Below are 18,158 nucleotides of genomic sequence, written 5' to 3'. Positions count from 1 at the left end.
TTGCTTATGCCGGGCGGGTTCGCCCGCCCGGGCTGTTTATCCCTTGCATGCGGACGTTCACTACCATGCTCATTGATCAGAAAATACCCTTGGGCCAGTACATAGCGGGCTTCGTCGAATGGTTGACGCAACACGGCGCCAACACCTTCGACGCGATCGCCTTGTTTCTGGAAACGATGATTCACGGCGTGACGTTTGCGCTGACCTGGTTCAACCCGCTGGCCCTGATCGGCCTCATTGCCCTGCTGGCTCATTTCATCCAGCGCAAATGGGGCCTGACCGTCTTCGTCATCGCGTCCTTTCTGCTGATCCTGAACCTGGGTTACTGGCAGGAAACCATGGAAACCCTCGCCCAGGTGCTGTTCGCCACCCTGGTCTGCGTTTTGATCGGCGTGCCGCTGGGCATTGTTGCCGCGCACAAGCCGATGTTCTACACCCTGATGCGTCCGGTGCTCGATCTGATGCAGACCGTGCCGACCTTCGTGTACCTCATTCCTACCCTGACCCTTTTCGGTCTGGGTGTAGTCCCAGGTCTGATCTCCACGGTGGTGTTCGCGATTGCCGCGCCCATCCGCCTGACCTACCTGGGCATCCGCGACGTTCCAGACGAACTGATGGACGCCGGCAAAGCCTTCGGCTGCTCCCGTCGCCAGCTGCTGTCGCGCATCGAACTGCCCCATGCGATGCCCAGCATCGCGGCCGGTATCACCCAGTGCATCATGCTGTCGTTGTCGATGGTGGTCATCGCGGCGCTGGTGGGTGCCGACGGCCTGGGTAAACCCGTGGTCAACGCACTGAACACCGCCGATATCGCCCTGGGCTTCGAAGCGGGCCTGGCGATCGTACTGTTGGCGATCATGCTCGACCGAATCTGCAAACAACCCGACGCCAAAGTAGGGGGTGACGCATGAGCATAATCCGCTTCGACCAGGTCGACGTGATCTTCTCCAGGGATCCACGCGAAGCCCTCAAATTGCTTGACCAAGGCATGACCCGCAACGAAATCCTGAAGAAAACCGGGCAAATCGTCGGTGTGGAAAAAGCCAGCCTGGACATCGAGAAAGGCGAAATCTGCGTGTTGATGGGCCTTTCCGGCTCCGGCAAATCCAGCCTGCTGCGCTGCATCAATGGCCTGAACACCGTGAGTCGCGGCAAGTTGTTCGTCGAGCACGAAGGCCGGCAGATCGACATTGCTTCCTGCACACCCGCCGAGCTGAAGATGATGCGCACCAAACGCATCGCCATGGTGTTCCAGAAGTTCGCCCTGATGCCCTGGTTGACGGTGCGCGAGAACATCAGCTTCGGCCTGGAAATGCAGGGCCGCCCGGAAAAGGAACGACGCAAGCTGGTCGACGAAAAGCTTGAGTTGGTGGGCCTGACCCAGTGGCGCAACAAGAAACCCGACGAGTTGTCCGGCGGTATGCAGCAACGGGTCGGCCTGGCCCGCGCCCTGGCGATGGACGCCGACATCCTGTTGATGGACGAACCCTTCTCGGCCCTTGACCCGCTGATCCGCCAGGGCCTGCAGGACGAACTGCTGGAACTGCAACGCAAGCTGAGCAAAACCATCGTGTTCGTCAGCCACGACCTCGATGAAGCCCTGAAGCTGGGCAGCCGCATCGCGATCATGAAAGACGGCCGGATCATCCAGTACAGCAAGCCGGAACAAATCGTGTTGAACCCGGCGGATGACTACGTGCGCACCTTCGTCGCCCACACCAACCCGCTCAACGTACTCTGCGGCCGCAGCCTGATGCGCACCCTGGACAACTGCAAGCGCGTCAACGGTTCGGTGTGCCTGGACCCGGGCGGCGATTCCTGGCTCGACCTGGCCGAAGGCAACACCATCAAGGGCGCCCGGCAGAACGGCGCGGCGCTGGACCTGCAAAACTGGGTGCCGGGCCAAGCCGTCGAAGACCTGGGCCGTCGCCCGACCCTGGTGGACTCCAACATCGGCATGCGCGACGCCTTGCAGATTCGCTACCAGACCGGCAACAAACTGGTGCTTCACGATAACCAGGAGGTCGTCGGGATTCTGGGCGACAGTGAGCTGTACCACGCACTGCTCGGCAAGAACCTGGGCTAAGCCAACGCCAACAAAAACGCCGCGATCATCTCGCGGCGTTTTTGTTTGTGCGGGGTATCAAATTTGAAGAACTGTCCAGCAGGCTTGGAATGCTGACAACCGTGGCGAGGGAGCTTGCTCCCGCTCGGCTGCGCAGCAGTCGTAAACACAAACACCTCGGTATCCTGAAGCTATGCGATGCCAGGTTTTGGGGTCGCTTCGCAACCCAGCGGGAGCAAGCTCCCTCGCCACAAGAGCTGCGATTTCAACCAATCGGTAAGTGGGGCAGCCAACCGACGAGTGTTATAAATACATCCCGAAAAGCCCTCGCCCTGCACCGCGGGGATATCACGCCTTCTCAGCGTAGAAAATTTCGGTAAACAGCGACGTCTTTGTCGCAGAACTTATTCTTTGTTGATTGAACGTTCAATCAAAACAAAATAGACTGGCCTTCGTTCCGATAGACGAAATTCGTCCGCCGGATGGCCTAAGGAGATGTGCTAGATGCCCAAGGTCGGTATGCAACCCATCCGCCGCCAGCAATTGATCGAAGCCACGTTGCAAGCGGTCGATCAGGTCGGAATGGGGGACGCCAGCATTGCGCTGATCGCCCGTTTGGCCGGTGTCTCCAACGGCATCATCAGTCACTACTTTCAGGACAAGAACGGCCTGATTGCGGCCACGGCCCAGTATCTGATGAGAGTCCTGAGCGAGAACGTCACCGCGCGCCGTCAGGCGCTCAAGGACGCAAGCCCGCGGGCTCACCTGCAGGTGATTATCGAAGGCAACTTCGACGCCAGCCAAGTCAATGGCCCGGCAATGAAAACCTGGCTGGCCTTCTGGGCCACCAGCATGCATCACCCGTCTTTGCACAGGTTGCAGCGGATCAACGATCACCGTCTGTATTCCAACCTGTGTTGCCAGTTCCGCCGCATGTTGCCCCTCGATGAGGCCCGCAGCGCGGCACGGGGCCTGGCCGCTTTGATTGACGGTTTGTGGCTGCGCGGAGCGCTGTCGGGAGACGCGTTCGATACCGCCCAGGCGCACCGGATCGCTTACGAATACATGGATTTCCAATTGGCCAAATCAGGAATGTCAGAGCACACAGAACCGCTCGGCACCTGAACCGTCACCGACCTGCGTAGTCAGCTGTAAAGGACACGCCCGGTGGTTAAGCCAACCACTCATGCACTTGCGAGGACTTTATGGCCCGTTTCGAACTGCAAAAACTCTACATCGATGGCGCGTACAGCGATGCCAGCGGCGACGCCACTTTCGAAGCCATCAACCCTGCCAACGGTGAAGTGCTCGCCCAGGTGCAGCGAGCAACGAAAGAGGACGTCGAACGCGCGGTGGTCAGCGCCGAAAAAGGTCAGAAAGCCTGGGCCGCCATGACCGCCATGGAGCGCTCGCGCATCCTGCGCCGCGCCGTGGACATCCTGCGCGAGCGCAACGATGAGCTGGCGGCCCTGGAAACCCTGGACACCGGCAAGGCCTACTCCGAAACCCGCTACGTCGACATCGTCACCGGCGCCGACGTGCTGGAATACTACGCCGGCCTGGTGCCTGCCATCGAAGGCGAGCAAGTTCCGCTGCGCACCACTTCGTTCGTCTACACCCGCCGCGAGCCCCTGGGCGTGGTGGCCGGTATCGGCGCGTGGAACTACCCGATCCAGATCGCCCTGTGGAAATCCGCACCGGCCCTGGCGGCCGGTAACGCGATGATCTTCAAACCGAGCGAAGTCACCTCGCTGACCACCCTGAAACTGGCCGAGATCTACACCGAAGCCGGCGTTCCAGCGGGCGTGTTCAACGTACTGACCGGCAGCGGCCGGGAAGTCGGCACCTGGCTGACCGAGCACCCGCGCATCGAGAAAATCTCCTTTACCGGCGGCACCGACACCGGCAAGAAGGTCATGGCCAGCGCGTCGAGCTCTTCGCTCAAGGACGTGACCATGGAGTTGGGCGGCAAGTCGCCGCTGATCATCTTCGACGACGCTGACCTGGATCGCGCCGCCGACACCGCGATGATGGCCAACTTCTACAGCTCAGGCCAGGTCTGCACCAACGGCACTCGCGTATTCGTGCCGAGCCCTCTTAAGGCCGCGTTCGAAGCCAAGATCGCCGAGCGCGTAGCGCGGATCCGCATCGGCAATCCAGAAGACGAAAACACCAACTTCGGCCCGCTGGTGAGCTTCGCCCACATGGAAAGCGTGTTGGGCTACATCGAGAAAGGCAAGGCCGAGGGCGCGCGTTTGCTGTGCGGCGGCAGTCGCCTGACCGACGGTGAATTGGCCAAGGGCGCGTTCGTCGCCCCGACCGTGTTCACCGACTGCACGGACGAGATGACCATCGTGCGTGAAGAAATCTTCGGCCCGGTGATGAGCATCCTCACCTATGACACTGAAGAAGAAGTGATCCGCCGCGCCAATGACACCGACTTCGGCCTGGCCGCCGGCATCGTGACCCGCGACCTGAACCGCGCCCACCGCGTGATTCACCAGCTCGAAGCCGGCATCTGCTGGATCAACGCCTGGGGCGAATCCGCGGCCCAAATGCCGGTCGGCGGCTACAAGCAATCGGGCGTGGGCCGTGAGAACGGCATCAGCTCGCTGAACAACTTCACACGCATCAAATCGGTACAGGTCGAACTGGGCGATTACGCCTCGGTGTTCTAAGCCGGCGTCGCCTCTGAAGCCGCCATCGCGAGCAGGCTCGCTCCCACAGGAGCCCGCATTCCAATGTGGGAGCGAGCCTGCTCGCGATCGAGTGCAAAGCACTCGCCAGGCCTGACCACCATCAAAAGAGGGTGCATTTCATGTCCCAAGAATTCGATTACATCATCATTGGTGCCGGCTCGGCCGGTAATACCCTGGCGACCCGCCTGACCGAAGACGAAGGCGTCACCGTCCTGCTGCTCGAAGCCGGTGGCCCGGATTATCGCCTGGACTTCCGCACACAAATGCCCGCTGCCCTGGCGTTCCCGCTGCAGGGCCGTCGCTATAACTGGGCCTACGAGACCGACCCGGAGCCGCACATGGACGGCCGCCGCATGGAATGCGGGCGCGGCAAGGGCCTGGGCGGTTCTTCGCTGATCAATGGCATGTGCTACATCCGCGGCAACGCCCTGGACTACGACAACTGGGCCAAGCTGCCAGGCCTGGAAGACTGGACCTATCTGGACTGCCTTCCGTATTTTCGTAAAGCCGAAACCCGCGACATCGGCCCGAACGACTACCACGGTGGCGACGGTCCGGTCAGCGTGACCACGCCCAAGGCCGGCAACAACCCGCTGTTCCACGCCATGGTCGAAGCCGGCGTGCAGGCCGGTTATCCGCAAACCTGCGACCTCAACGGCTACCAGCAGGAAGGTTTCGGCCCAATGGACCGCACCGTGACGCCGAACGGCCGTCGTGCCAGTACCGCTCGCGGTTACCTGGACGTGGCCAAGAAGCGCTCGACGTTGACCATCGTCACCCACGCCCTGACCGACAAGATCGTGTTCGAAGGCAAACGCGCGGTCGGCGTGCGTTACCTGGTGGGTGCTGCTGATGAGCGCATCGAGGCCCGTGCCCGCAAAGAAGTGCTGCTGTGCTCCGGTGCCATCGCCTCGCCGCAGATCCTGCAACGCTCCGGCGTCGGCCCGGCCAAACTGCTGGAAAGCCTCGACATCCCGGTGGTCCACGACCTGCCGGGCGTCGGTGAAAACCTGCAGGATCACCTGGAGCTGTATCTGCAATACGCCTGCACCCAGCCGGTGTCCCTGTACCCGTCGCTGCTTTGGTACAACCAGCCAGCCATCGGTGCCGAGTGGCTGTTCAACGGCACCGGCATCGGCGCCAGCAACCAGTTCGAAGCCGGCGGTTTCATCCGCACCCGCCCGGATTTCGATTGGCCGAACATCCAGTATCACTTCCTGCCAGTGGCGATTAACTACAACGGCAGCAATGGCGTGAAAGAACACGGTTTCCAGGCGCACATGGGCTCCATGCGCTCGCCAAGCCGTGGCCGGATCCAGGCCAAGTCCAAGGACCCGCGCCAGTACCCGAGCATCCTGTTCAACTACATGGCGACCGAACAGGACTGGCAGGAGTTTCGCGACGGCATCCGCCTGACCCGCGAGATCATGCAGCAGCCGGCGCTGGACCCATTCCGTGGTCGTGAGATCAGCCCGGGTATCGAGGTGCAGACTGATGAGCAGTTGGACCAGTTCATCCGCGAGCACGCCGAAACCGCCTTCCACCCATCCTGCTCGTGCAAGATGGGCACCGACGACATGGCGGTGGTGGACAGCGAAGGCCGCGTGCATGGCATGCAAGGCCTGCGAGTGGTTGATGCCTCGATCATGCCGATCATCACCACCGGCAACCTGAACGCGCCGACGATCATGATGGCCGAGAAAATCGCCGACAAAATCCGCGGCCGCCAGCCCCTGCCACGCAGCACCGCACCGTACTACGTGGCCGGCGACGCGCCAGTGCGCGGCAAGCCCATGCGCGAAGTGGGGCCTATGGCTCAGTAAGACGCTACACCGCCATCGCGAGAAAGCTCGCTCCCACAGGGGATCTGCGGCGGACACAGATTGTGTGTTCGATAAGATCAACTGTGGGAGCGAGCCTGCTCGCGATAGCGTCCGCCCAGGCACCCCAGTATTCCTTTTCTACCTTGATCCCTCCCTCGCCCCGGCCTAATCTAGTGCCGCCGCGCCAATGTTCCCTCGCCGCACGTCGCTGCACCGCCACTCCATCCAAGGAGGTTTCATGTTCGATTTCCACCCCCAGCTCAAGCAGCGTTTTGCTGCCTTGCGCACGGGCGCTGAATTCTTTTCCCTGCGTTACGTGCGCGAGTCCAGCCAGCATTTGTCGGTACGCAAAAATGTCGCCGAGCCGCCCAGCCTGAGCCGCGACGAAGGGGTGATGCTCACCGTGCGGGTCAACGGCGTCGAGGCCTATGCGGCCACTAACGATTTGTCCCAGGCCGGCCTGCAAGCGGCGCTGGAGCGGGCCGGGCAACAAGCCCGCAAGCTTGGGCCTCATGCCCTGCTCGACCTGCGCGAGCAAGCGGTGTCCAGCGATCGAGCCGATTACTTCTCACCTCATTTCGATCAAGCCTTCGCGTCCCTGAGCGATTGCTACCAATTGCTCGGCGACGAATCGGCCTCGGTGCCCCAGGACGAGCGTCTGGTGAACTGGCAAGTCAGCATCGGCCTGACCCAGGTCGAGCAGATCTACCTCAACAGCGCCGGCGCCGAATTGCGCCAGGCCCAGCGTTTTATCTACCCGGCCCTGGATGTCACCGCCTTCGATGGTCACGACAGCCAGACCCGCACCCTGGGCCGCGAGAACTTCGGCCAGCAGGGTGGCTTCGATGTGATCAGCCGCTGCGGTCTGGTAGGCGCCGCGCCGAACATCGCCGACCAGGCCCTGCAGCTGCTGATGGCCCCGAACACCCCGCAAGGTCCGCGGGACCTGTTGCTGATGCCCGACCAGATGATGCTGCAAATTCACGAGTCCATCGGCCATCCGCTGGAGCTGGATCGCATCCTGGGGGACGAGCGCAATTACGCCGGCACCAGTTTCGTCAAGGCCAGCGACTTCGGGCACCTGCAATACGGTTCCAGCCTGTTGAACGTGACCTTCGACCCAGACATTCCCGAGGAGCTGGCCAGCTACAGCCATGACGACGACGGCACCGCCGCCAGCAAGCAGTTTCTGATTCGTGAAGGCCTGTTGCTGCGCCCGCTGGGCGGTGCGCTGTCGCAGTTTCGCGCAGGCATGGACGGTGTTGCCAACAGCCGCGCCTGCGGCTGGAACCGCCCGCCCATCGACCGTATGGCGAACCTGAACATTGAGCCGGGCGACCAATCCGTGGAGCAACTGATCAAGGGCATCGAGCACGGCGTGCTGATGCGCACCAACCGCTCCTGGTCCATCGACGATGCCCGCAACAAATTCCAGTTTGGCTGCGAGTGGGGTCAACTGATCGAAAACGGCGAGCTCAAAGGCGTGGTGAAAAACCCGAACTACCGAGGGATTTCCGCGCAGTTCTGGAAGAGCCTGCGCGCCGTGGGCGACGCCGGCACCTCCCAGGTCCTGGGCACGCCGAACTGTGGCAAGGGCGAACCGAACCAGGTCATCCGCGTCGGCCATGCGTCGCCGGCGTGCGTGTTCAGCAATGTTGATGTGTTTGGGGGAGACGCCTGATGAGCACCGTCGATAATCAGGCCGGGGCGTTCCAGACGTTGGTCGACTGGCTGCGCAATGCACTGCGCCAGCCCGAGCAGTTCACCCTCGGCTACGCCGCCGAGTCCTCGGCTTTCGTACGTTTCAACCATGGCAAAGTCCGGCAGGCCGGGCAGGTGCAACAGGCCAATGTCAGTTTCAAGCTGATCAACGATGGGCGCCACGCTGATTTGCAGATCACCTTGTCGGGCGAGGCCAAAACGGACGTCCAACGCCTCGCCGAAGGCCTGCAACAGCTGCGAGAAACCTTGCCGCTGCTGCCCCTCGATCCGTACCTGCTGCTCAACCACAACCACTGGCAGAGCAACAACGTGCAGGCTCATCCACTGCCGGAAACCGAACAGGCCGTGGCTGAAATCACCCGCGCCGCCGAAGGTCTGGACTTGGTGGGGTTCTATGCCGCCGGGCCCATCAGCCGTGGTTTTGCCAGTTCGTTGGGGGCGTTCGGCTGGCATCAGGCCAACAGCTTCAACTTCGATTTCAGCCTGTTCCATGAAAACGGTCAGGCCGTAAAAGCCAGCTACGCCGGGCATGAGTGGAGCAGCGAAGGCTTTGCCCGCCGCTTCGAACAGGCCCGCCAGCAACTGGCGTTCCTGGGCCGGCCGTTGCGTACGCTGCCGCCCGGCGAGTACCGCGCCTACCTGGCGCCGGCCGCGCTGGAAGAGATCATGGGGATGCTCAGCTGGGGCGGGTTCTCGGCGCGGGCAATCGCCAGCAAGCAAAGCCCATTGCAGAAGTTTTACGCCAGCGAAGCCTGCTTCAGCCCCAACGTGTGGCTGAGTGAGCAGGTCAGTGGCTCCTTGAGCCCGGCGTTTTCCGACGAAGGTTATCCGCGCGATGACCTGGCGCTGATCGCCAAAGGCACGGCCAATGCGCGGCTGATCAACTCCCGCAGCGCCGCCGAATACGGCCTCACTGCCAACGGCGCCAGCAGCGACGAGTACCCCACGGCGCTGGTCATGAACGAAGGCCTCCTGGAGCAGAACGACATCCTCCAGAGCCTCGGCACCGGGCTGTATATCAGCAACCTCTGGTACCTGAACTACTCGGACCAACCCGCTGCACGCCTGACTGGCATGACCCGTTTCGCCACCTTCTGGGTCGAGAACGGGCAGATCCAGGCGCCGGTCAGTACCATGCGCTTCGACGACAGTGTCTACAGCCTGCTCGGCGCGCAGCTCGAAGGCCTGACCCGGGAGCGCGAACTTCTGCTCTCGGCCAGCACCTACAGCCAGCGCGCCACGGCCTCAATGTTGTTGCCAGGGGCACTGGTCAAGCGTTTGACCTTGACCCTGTAAAAAGCATCGCGGGCAAGCCTTGCTCCCACAGAATGTCCACCGGTCTGTGTGGGAGCAAGGCTTGCCCGCGATGCAGCCACCACAGACACCCCTGACACAAAAAAAAGAGGTCCCATGCCCAACCGCGCACCGTTCGACGCCGTCACCGCCCGCTGGCTCCCATGGGTCGTGGCGATTGCCTTCTTCATGCAATCCCTGGACGGGACCATCCTCAACACCGCACTGCCCGCCATGGCCAATGACCTGGCAGAAAACCCGCTGCGCATGCAGGGCGTGATCATTGCCTACATGCTCACCGTGGCGTTGCTGATCCCGGCCTCGGGCTGGATCGCCGACCGCTTCGGCACCAAGAAAATTTTCTTCGGCGCGATCCTCTTGTTCAGCTTCGGCTCGCTGCTGTGCGCCTTGTCCAGCTCGTTGAGCATGCTGATCGGCGCACGGGTGATCCAGGGCCTGGGCGGTGCGCTGATGATCCCGGTCGGCAGGCTGGTGGTGCTGCGGACCTACCCGCGCTCGGAGCTGGTGCGGATCATGGGGTTCATCACCATCCCCGGCCTGCTCGGCCCGCTGATCGGCCCAACCATGGGCGGCTGGATGGTGCAATACCTGACCTGGCACTGGATCTTCCTCATCAACCTGCCCGTGGGGGTGATTGGCTGTTATGCCGTGTGGAAGTTCATCCCGGACCTGCGCGGCAGTGAGCGCACCCGGTTCGATGGCTTGGGCTTCTTGCTGTTCGGTTCGGCGATGGTGCTGATCACCATCGCCATGGAAGGCCTGGGTGAACTGCACCTGCCGCACTTGCGGGTGATGTTGCTGCTGTTCGGCGGCATGGCCTGCCTGGCCGCTTATTGGCTGCGGGCCGGGCACGTCGAGAACCCGCTGTTCGCGCCGTCGCTGTTCAAGACCCGGACCTTCGCCGTGGGCATTCTGGGCAACCTGTTCGCCCGCCTGGGCAGCGGCGCACTGCCGTTCCTGGTGCCGTTACTGCTGCAAGTGGCCCTGGGTTATTCACCGTCCCAGGCCGGGATGAGCATGCTGCCCCTGGCGGCGGCGGCCATGTTCGCCAAGTCCGTGGCCCGGCCGCTGATCGAACGCCTGGGCTATCGCATCGTCCTGACCGCCAACACGTTGGCCCTGGGCCTGATGCTGGCAAGCATGGGCCTGGTCAGCGAACAGACCCCGTACTGGCTGCTGCTGGCCCACCTGGCGGTGCTGGGGGCGGTCAACTCGTTGCAATTCACCGCGATGAACGCCGTGACCCTGATCGACCTGGACGACGCCAGCGCCAGCAGCGGCAACAGCCTGCTGTCGGTGGTGGCACAACTGTCCCTGAGCCTCGGCGTGGCCTGCGCCGGCGCCCTGCTCGGCGGCTTCACCGCCCAGGTTGGGAACGACGGGGTGGACACGGTGTTGGGCGCGTTCCAGTTGACGTTCGTGACGGTGGGGATCATGGCGATGCTGGCGGCGACGATTTTTTCCCAGTTGTCGAAGGAGGACGGGCGGCGCGCCAAGCGGCCGGATGAGCATATCGAGCATTAGAGACGCTTAGATCCACGTGGCGAGGGAGCTTGCTCCCTCGCCACAACAGCTCGTCCAGAACTTTCGAAGAAAGTGGCACGAGGCTGCTACACTGCGCGACATTTTGTTTTGCAGGCCAGTCCCGTGACCACCATTGCCACCGCTTTTAATACTTTGCCGCTGTCCGCCGCCATGCTGGCTAACCTCGAATCACTCGGTTATGCCCAGATGACGCCGATCCAGGCGCAAAGCTTGCCGGTGATCCTCAAGGGCATGGACCTGATCGCCCAGGCCAAGACCGGCAGCGGCAAGACCGCGGCTTTCGGCATTGGCCTGCTGAACCCGATCAACCCGCGCTTTTTCGGCTGCCAGGCACTGGTGATGTGTCCGACCCGCGAGCTGGCCGACCAGGTCGCCAAGGAAATCCGTCGCCTGGCCCGTGCCGAAGACAACATCAAGGTCCTGACCCTGTGCGGCGGCGTGTCGTTCGGCCCGCAGATCGCTTCCCTCGAGCACGGCGCCCACATCATCGTCGGTACGCCGGGGCGCATCCAGCAGCACCTGCGCAAGGGCTCACTGGTGCTCGACGGCCTCAACACGCTGATCCTCGACGAAGCCGACCGCATGCTCGACATGGGTTTCTACGACGCCATCGAAGACATCATCCAGCAGACCCCGGAACGCCGCCAGACGTTGCTGTTTTCCGCTACCTACCCGGTGGGCATCAAACAGCTGTCGTCCAAGTTCATGCGCAACCCGCAGCAAGTCAAAGCCGAGGCGTTTCACTCCGACGCGCAGATCGAGCAACGCTTCTACGAGATCTCCCCCGAAGAGCGCATGGAGGCGGTGGTCAAGGTGCTGGCGCATTTCCGCCCGGCCTCCTGCGTGGCGTTCTGCTTCACCAAGCAGCAAGTCCAGGAAACCGTCGATCACCTGACGTCTAAAGGCATCTCCGCTGTCGGCCTGCATGGCGACCTGGAACAGCGCGACCGTGACCAGGTGCTGGCAATGTTCGCCAACCGAAGCACCTCGGTGCTGGTGGCCACCGACGTGGCGGCCCGCGGCCTGGACATCGACGCGCTGGACATGGTGATCAACGTCGAACTGGCCCGGGACTCGGAAATCCATATCCACCGTGTCGGCCGTACCGGGCGCGCCGGTGAAAAAGGCGTCGCCATCAGCTTGGTGGCGCCGTCCGAGGCTCACCGCGCCCAGGCCATCGAGCAACTGCAGAAGTCGCCGCTGAGCTGGGACCAGTTGGACAACCTCACGCCGCAAAGCGGCGGCCCGCTGTTGCCGGTCATGAGCACCCTGTGCATCGGTGCCGGCCGCAAGGACAAAGTTCGCCCCGGCGACATTCTTGGCGCCCTGACCGGCGAGGCCGGCATCCCCGGTGCCCAGGTCGGCAAGATCGCGATTTTCGATTTCCAGGCCTATGTGGCCGTGGAGCGCGGGATCGCCAAACAGGCGCTGCAACGCCTGAACGATGGCAAGATCAAGGGACGGTCGTTGCGGGTGCGCATCCTGTAACCGATCACCTAAAAAAGAGAGATCAAACTGTGGGAGCGAGCCTGCTCGCGATGGCGGACTGTCAGACAACATCAATGTTGAATGTGCCGGCCTCATCGCGAGCAGGCTCGCTCCCACAATGGGTTTTGTGCTGACACATTAGAGGACACCGTTTTGCGCTCTACCGAAGTCGTGATCATTGGCGCTGGCGCCGCAGGGTTGATGTGCGCGCTGACCGCCGCGGGGCGCGGGCGGCAAGTGATGTTGCTGGACCACGCCAACAAGGCCGGCAAGAAAATCCTCATGTCCGGTGGTGGGCGCTGCAATTTCACCAATATGTACACCGAACCTGGCAATTTCCTCTCGCAGAACCCGCACTTCTGCAAATCGGCGCTGGCCCGCTACACCCAGTGGGATTTCATTGCCCTGGTGGCCAAGCACGGCGTGCCCTATCACGAGAAAAAGCTCGGCCAGTTGTTCTGCGATAATAAGTCCAGCGACATTCTTGGCCTGTTGCTGGATGAATGCGACCAGGCCGGCGTCAGCCTGCACCTGGACACCTCGATCCAACAGATCGAAAAAACCGAGGGCGGCTACCTGTTGCAAACCACCCTCGGGGCCATCACCTGCCAATCCCTGGTGATCGCCACGGGCGGGCTGTCGATTCCAACCCTGGGCGCTACCGGTTTCGGCTATCAAGTGGCCAAGCAATTCGGCCACCAACTGCTGCCGACCCGCGCCGGGTTGGTGCCGTTCACCATCACCGATCAGCTCAAGGCACTGTGCACCGAACTTTCGGGCACTTCGGTGGATTGTCTGGTGAGCTGCAACGACCAGAGCTTTCGCGAAAACATCCTGTTCACCCACCGCGGCCTCAGCGGCCCGGCGATCTTGCAGATTTCGTCGTTCTGGGAGTCGGGGGATGCGGTGCAAATCAACCTGCTGCCGGACCACGACGTGCCAGCCTGGTTGCAACAGCAACAGGCCGAACGCCCCAACAGCGAACTGAAAACCCTGCTGGGCGAGTTGTTCACCAAGAAAATGGCCACCCTGCTGGCCGATACCTGGTTCACCTCCAAACCCATGAAGCAATACACCCACGCGGAACTGGCGGACATTGCCGAGAAACTGGCGAGCTGGAACGTCGTCCCGGCCGGCACCGAAGGCTACCGCACCGCCGAAGTCACCCTGGGCGGCGTCGACACTCGGGAAGTTTCCTCCAAGACCATGGAATCACTGAAAAGCCCCGGGCTGTATTTCATTGGTGAAGTGCTGGACGTCACCGGGCATCTGGGCGGCTTCAACTTTCAGTGGGCCTGGGCTTCCGGCTACGCAGCCGCGCAATACGTCTAACCCAGCTCCCACAGTAGGTTGGTGGTGCATTTCGGAACATTTTTTGCGCTCAGATGTGATCGCCGCCATTGCGTCGGCGTCATTAGTGCCTCAATTTAGCGTCATCGCCCGTCAGGCCCGTGCACTTCATGTCATCGACCTCGTTTAGCCAGTCTCTGCGGCGCCTGTGGGCGCTGGATAAATTCAGTTATAGCGTGCGGGTGTTCATCGCCCTGACCGGAAGCATGGGGCTGTGCTGGTATCTGGATGAGATGGCGCTGCTGATCCCCCTCTTCCTGGGCATCATCGCCAGCGCCCTGGCCGAGACCGATGACACTTGGCAGGGGCGCCTCAACGCGCTGGCCGTGACCCTGGTGTGCTTCACCGTCGCGGCGCTGTCGGTGGAATTGCTGTTCCCCTATCCCGTCCTGTTCATCATCGCCCTGGCCTTGGCGAGCTTCGGCTTGACCATGCTCGGCGCCCTGGGCGAGCGCTATGGCGCGATTGCCTCGGCCACGTTGATCCTCTCGGTCTACACCGTGATCGGTGTGGACCAGCGCGGTGGTGCGCTCACCGATTTCTGGCATGAACCCCTGCTACTGGTGGCCGGTGCGGCGTGGTACGGCTTGCTCTCGGTGCTGTGGCAAGCGCTGTTTTCCAACCAACCGGTGCAGCAGAGCCTGGCGCGGCTGTTCCGCGAGCTGGGGCGTTACCTGAAACTCAAATCGTCGCTGTTGGAGCCCATCCGCCACCTGGACGTCGAAGCCCGACGCCTGGAACTGGCCCAACAGAACGGCCGTGTGGTCGCGGCGCTCAACGCGGCGAAGGAAATCATCCTGCACCGCGTGGGCAACGGGCGACCGGGATCGAAAGTCAGCCGATACCTGAAGCTGTACTTCCTTGCCCAGGACATCCACGAACGCGCCAGTTCTTCCCATTACCCCTACAACGCACTGGCCGAGGCCTTCTTCCACAGCGACGTGCTGTTCCGCTGCCAGCGCCTGCTGCGCCAGCAAGGCAAGGCCTGCCAGGCGCTGGCCGAATCGATCCAGTTGCGCCAGCCGTTCGTCTATGGCGACAGCTTCGCCGAGGCATTGAATGACCTGCACGCCTCCCTCGAACACTTGCGCATCCAAAGCAACCCGGCCTGGCGCGGCTTACTGCGTTCGTTGCGGGCATTGTCGGCGAATCTTGGCACCCTCGACCGCTTGCTCAGCGATGCGAGCAACCCCGACGCCCTGGCCGACGCCACCGACAGCAGCCTGCTGGACCGCTCGCCGCGCAACCTCAAGGATGTCTGGGTACGCTTGCGCACGCAGCTTACGCCCACCTCGCTGCTGTTCCGCCATGCCCTGCGCCTGCCACTGGCCCTGAGCGTGGGTTACGCCATGGTGCATATGATCCACCCGTCCCAAGGTTACTGGATCATCCTCACCACGCTGTTCGTTTGCCAACCCAATTACGGCGCCACCCGACGCAAGCTCGGCCAGCGGATCATCGGCACCGCCATCGGCCTGACAGTGGCCTGGGCGTTGTTCGATCTGTTTCCCAATCCGCTGGTGCAATCGTGCTTCGCCATTGCCGCCGGGGTGGTGTTCTTTACCAATCGCACAACCCGCTACACCCTGGCCACCGCCGCGATCACCATCATGGTGCTGTTCTGTTTCAACCAAGTGGGCGACGGCTACGGGCTGCTACTTCCGCGCCTGTTCGATACTTTGCTTGGCAGCCTGATTGCGGGGCTTGCCGTATTCCTGTTCCTGCCCGATTGGCAAGGCCGTCGACTGAACAAGGTGCTGGCCAACACGCTGACCTGCAACAGCATTTACCTGCGACAGATCATGCAGCAATACGCTGCGGGCAAGCGTGATGACCTGGCCTATCGGCTGGCCCGACGTAACGCCCACAACGCCGACGCCGCGCTGTCCACCACCCTGGCAAACATGCTGATGGAGCCGGGGCATTTCCGTAAGGAAGCCGATGTGGGGTTCCGTTTCCTGGTGTTGTCCCACACCCTGCTCAGCTACCTGTCAGGCCTGGGCGCCCACCGCGGTACCGAGCTGCCGGTGGAAGTACGCGAGTACCTGATCGACGGCGCGGGAGTGAAACTGGCCACGAGTCTGGACGAAATCGCCCAGGGCCTGGCGAGCAAACAATCGATCGCGATTCAGAGTGACGAAGAAGAAGCCTTGGCCAATGAACTGGAGCAGATGCCCGATGAAATCGACGAAGGCCAACGACTGGTGCAGACACAACTGGCGTTGATCTGCCGGCAACTGGGGCCGTTGCGCACGTTGGCGGCGCATTTGATCAAGGATACAAGCGAGGCTTGAGGGCCGTAGCGTTCAGGCCCTACATCCCATGCGCCTTCAGCAACCGCGCATAACTCCCATCCGCCTTCATCGCCGCAATCTCCCGATCGAACCCCGCCACGATCTGCTCATGCTCCGGATTCTTCAGGCTGACCAGAATGTGCAGGCTGTTTTCGCTCAATGGCTTGGGCAGGAACTCTACGGCGTTGCGCACCTTGGGCGATTCCCGAGCCAGGTAATAGCGGGCGACGTATTCATCTTCCAGGGTTAATTTCACGCGGTTGGCGGCGAGCATGCGTACGGCCATCGCGAAGTTATGCACAGGGACTTTCTGCATTTGCCCGTCTTCATCAAACGCCTTGGAGTAGGCGTAACCGCGAACCACGGCAATGGGATAGGCATACAACTGATGCAGGTCGTCGAACTGGATCGGTGCGTCCTTGCGCTTGATGAAGCGCACGCGGTTGAGCAGGTACTCCGCCGAGAACTGGCCCACATGGGTGCGCTCCTCGCTGTACCAGGCGTTGACCAGTACGTCATAACGGCCCTCGCTGATGCCCAGCATCGCCCGGGCCCAGGGCACTTGCTCGAAGTCACTGGCATAACCGGCCCGCGCCAGGGCGGTGCTGACAATATCGGTCGCCAAGCCACCATTGACCAGCGTCGAGTCGGTAAAAGGCGGCCAGCCATCGGCAACCAGGCGCAGTTTCTGCGCGCAGGCGTTGTGGCTCAGCAACAGCAACCCGATCAAAGCAAGAGCTCGATGCAATCGCGGCATGCTAAACATCCTTAAAGGGTGCAAAGCCCGGTGTGTTTTTTGCCGGCACTCAAGGGATATCCCCAGACATCCGGTCCTAACATTAGCTCATGGAAACCGCTGCACAGCACTGGATCGAAGATTACACAAAGAAGACAACGCCGCGACAAAGGAATGATGGCATTTTGGCCTTTGTCACAGATTTTTCGGTCGACGGAGAAAGAGACTTCCGCAGACAGCCCGCTTAATATCGGCATCAGGTTCTTCAGGAAATTCAAAAATGGATATCGATTGGGTCTGCAAACACCACAGTGACCTGAGCAAGGAACAGCTGTATGCCATTCTCAAGTTGCGCGCCGAAGTGTTCGTCGTCGAGCAGAACTGCGCCTACCCGGACGTCGACGGCCTGGATCTGGAGGGCGACACCTGCCATTTGATGGCCTGGCAAGACAATCACTTGGTGGCCTACCTTCGTTTGCTCGACCCGCACTCGCATAACAGTGACGTGGTGATCGGTCGCGTGGTCATCGCGCCGCAAGCACGGGGCAAAGGGTTGGGTCACACGCTGATGGAACAGGGCCTCAAGCAGGCCGAGAAGCACTGGCCCGGTACGTCGATCTCATTGTCGGCGCAAGCGCATCTGCGGGGGTATTACGGGCGGTACGGGTTTGAGGCGGTGGGTGTGGAATATATGGAGGATGGGATTCCACACATTGGCATGCATCGCCCGTAGGAGCTTCCGAAGGCTGCGATCTTTTGATCTTTCGCTTGGGACTCAACTGTCCCGGAAAAGATCGCAGCCTCGTTGCACTCGGCAGCTCCTACGGATATTCCAACACCGCTTTGATCCGCTGCAAGTTCGCCTCGATCCACCCCCGATCAATCGCCCCCCAATCGCGAATCCGATAACCCCCGGCATGGTTGCGAGCGCCCTCTTGCTGCTCGAACTCACACACGATATCCAGGTCCGCCAATGCTGCAACGGTGTCCTGGGCGGTGCGCCGCGGCATGCCGGTAGCCTCGGTGAGCGCCGGGACGTTGCTGGCCACGCCGCTGTCGATCAGGTAAGCCACATATAAACGACGATAGAAGCTGCTTTTGGTCTTGCTGACATCCATTCAG

The 18,158-nt window shown here is 61.8% G+C and carries 14 protein-coding genes; 12 read left to right on the top strand and 2 right to left on the bottom strand.

The genetic code is table 11. From position 1 onward, the window contains the following. Nucleotides 1-65: 65 nt before the first annotated feature. The 11 genes from choW to yccS all read left to right on the top strand — a co-directional run bounded on the left by choW (nt 66) and on the right by yccS (nt 16,300). Nucleotides 66-911 (top strand): choline ABC transporter permease subunit, encoded by an 846-nt coding sequence (gene choW / locus ACA047_RS02240; protein WP_092333375.1) that lies wholly within the window; start codon nt 66-68, stop codon nt 909-911. After that, nucleotides 908-2,086: a choline ABC transporter ATP-binding protein gene (choV, locus tag ACA047_RS02235; RefSeq protein ID WP_497356321.1), complete on the top strand. Its 1,179-nt coding sequence runs from the start codon at nt 908-910 to the stop codon at nt 2,084-2,086. The genes choW and choV overlap by 4 nt, the downstream gene beginning before the upstream one ends. 483 nt (nt 2,087-2,569) lie before the next feature. Further along, entirely contained in the window at nt 2,570-3,190 is a 621-nt protein-coding gene (gene betI / locus ACA047_RS02230; protein WP_497356319.1) for a transcriptional regulator BetI, read from the top strand. An 80-nt stretch (nt 3,191-3,270) separates the two neighbouring features. After that, nucleotides 3,271-4,743 (top strand): betaine-aldehyde dehydrogenase, encoded by a 1,473-nt coding sequence (gene betB, locus ACA047_RS02225; RefSeq protein WP_497356317.1) that lies wholly within the window; start codon nt 3,271-3,273, stop codon nt 4,741-4,743. Nucleotides 4,744-4,883: 140 nt separating this feature from the next. After that, nucleotides 4,884-6,587, top strand: a complete 1,704-nt coding sequence (gene betA, locus ACA047_RS02220; protein WP_497356315.1) for a choline dehydrogenase — start codon at nt 4,884-4,886, stop codon at nt 6,585-6,587. A gap of 238 nt (nt 6,588-6,825) precedes the next feature. Further along, nucleotides 6,826-8,268, top strand: a complete 1,443-nt coding sequence (locus tag ACA047_RS02215) for a TldD/PmbA family protein (protein ID WP_497356313.1) — start codon at nt 6,826-6,828, stop codon at nt 8,266-8,268. Continuing rightward, complete coding sequence (locus tag ACA047_RS02210; RefSeq protein ID WP_497356311.1) at nt 8,268-9,605, top strand: TldD/PmbA family protein; 1,338 nt, start codon at nt 8,268-8,270, stop codon at nt 9,603-9,605. Before ACA047_RS02215 ends, ACA047_RS02210 begins: the two co-directional genes overlap by 1 nt. Nucleotides 9,606-9,653: 48 nt before the next feature. Then, nucleotides 9,654-11,147, top strand: coding sequence for a multidrug transporter subunit MdtD (gene mdtD / locus ACA047_RS02205; RefSeq protein ID WP_497356309.1), 1,494 nt, complete (start codon nt 9,654-9,656; stop codon nt 11,145-11,147). Nucleotides 11,148-11,318: 171 nt separating this feature from the next. Beyond that, a complete protein-coding gene (gene dbpA, locus ACA047_RS02200; protein ID WP_497360206.1) occupies nt 11,319-12,656 on the top strand; it encodes an ATP-dependent RNA helicase DbpA in 1,338 nt (445 codons plus the stop codon). 153 nt (nt 12,657-12,809) lie between these two features. Further along, nucleotides 12,810-13,988: a BaiN/RdsA family NAD(P)/FAD-dependent oxidoreductase gene (locus ACA047_RS02195; protein ID WP_497356307.1), complete on the top strand. Its 1,179-nt coding sequence runs from the start codon at nt 12,810-12,812 to the stop codon at nt 13,986-13,988. Between the two features lie 128 nt (nt 13,989-14,116). Beyond that, entirely contained in the window at nt 14,117-16,300 is a 2,184-nt protein-coding gene (gene yccS / locus ACA047_RS02190) for a YccS family putative transporter (RefSeq protein WP_497356305.1), read from the top strand. 19 nt (nt 16,301-16,319) lie between these two features. Here yccS and ACA047_RS02185 read toward each other — a convergent pair whose 3' ends face one another. Then, nucleotides 16,320-17,057, bottom strand: a complete 738-nt coding sequence (locus ACA047_RS02185; protein WP_497356303.1) for a substrate-binding periplasmic protein — start codon at nt 17,055-17,057, stop codon at nt 16,320-16,322. A gap of 259 nt (nt 17,058-17,316) precedes the next feature. Between ACA047_RS02185 and ACA047_RS02180 the strand changes: the two genes are divergently transcribed. Beyond that, the gene (locus ACA047_RS02180) at nt 17,317-17,769 is read left to right on the top strand and encodes a GNAT family N-acetyltransferase (RefSeq protein ID WP_497356301.1); all 453 of its coding nucleotides are present in this window, start codon (nt 17,317-17,319) and stop codon (nt 17,767-17,769) included. An 88-nt stretch (nt 17,770-17,857) separates the two neighbouring features. On the opposite strand, the gene ACA047_RS02175 is transcribed toward ACA047_RS02180, so the two are convergent. Further along, the gene (locus tag ACA047_RS02175; RefSeq protein ID WP_497356299.1) at nt 17,858-18,154 is read right to left on the bottom strand and encodes a winged helix-turn-helix domain-containing protein; all 297 of its coding nucleotides are present in this window, start codon (nt 18,152-18,154) and stop codon (nt 17,858-17,860) included. Nucleotides 18,155-18,158 lie beyond the last annotated feature (4 nt).

Source organism: Pseudomonas sp. LBUM1664, assembly GCF_059695895.1.
This window is presented reverse-complemented; position numbering and strand designations above follow the sequence as displayed.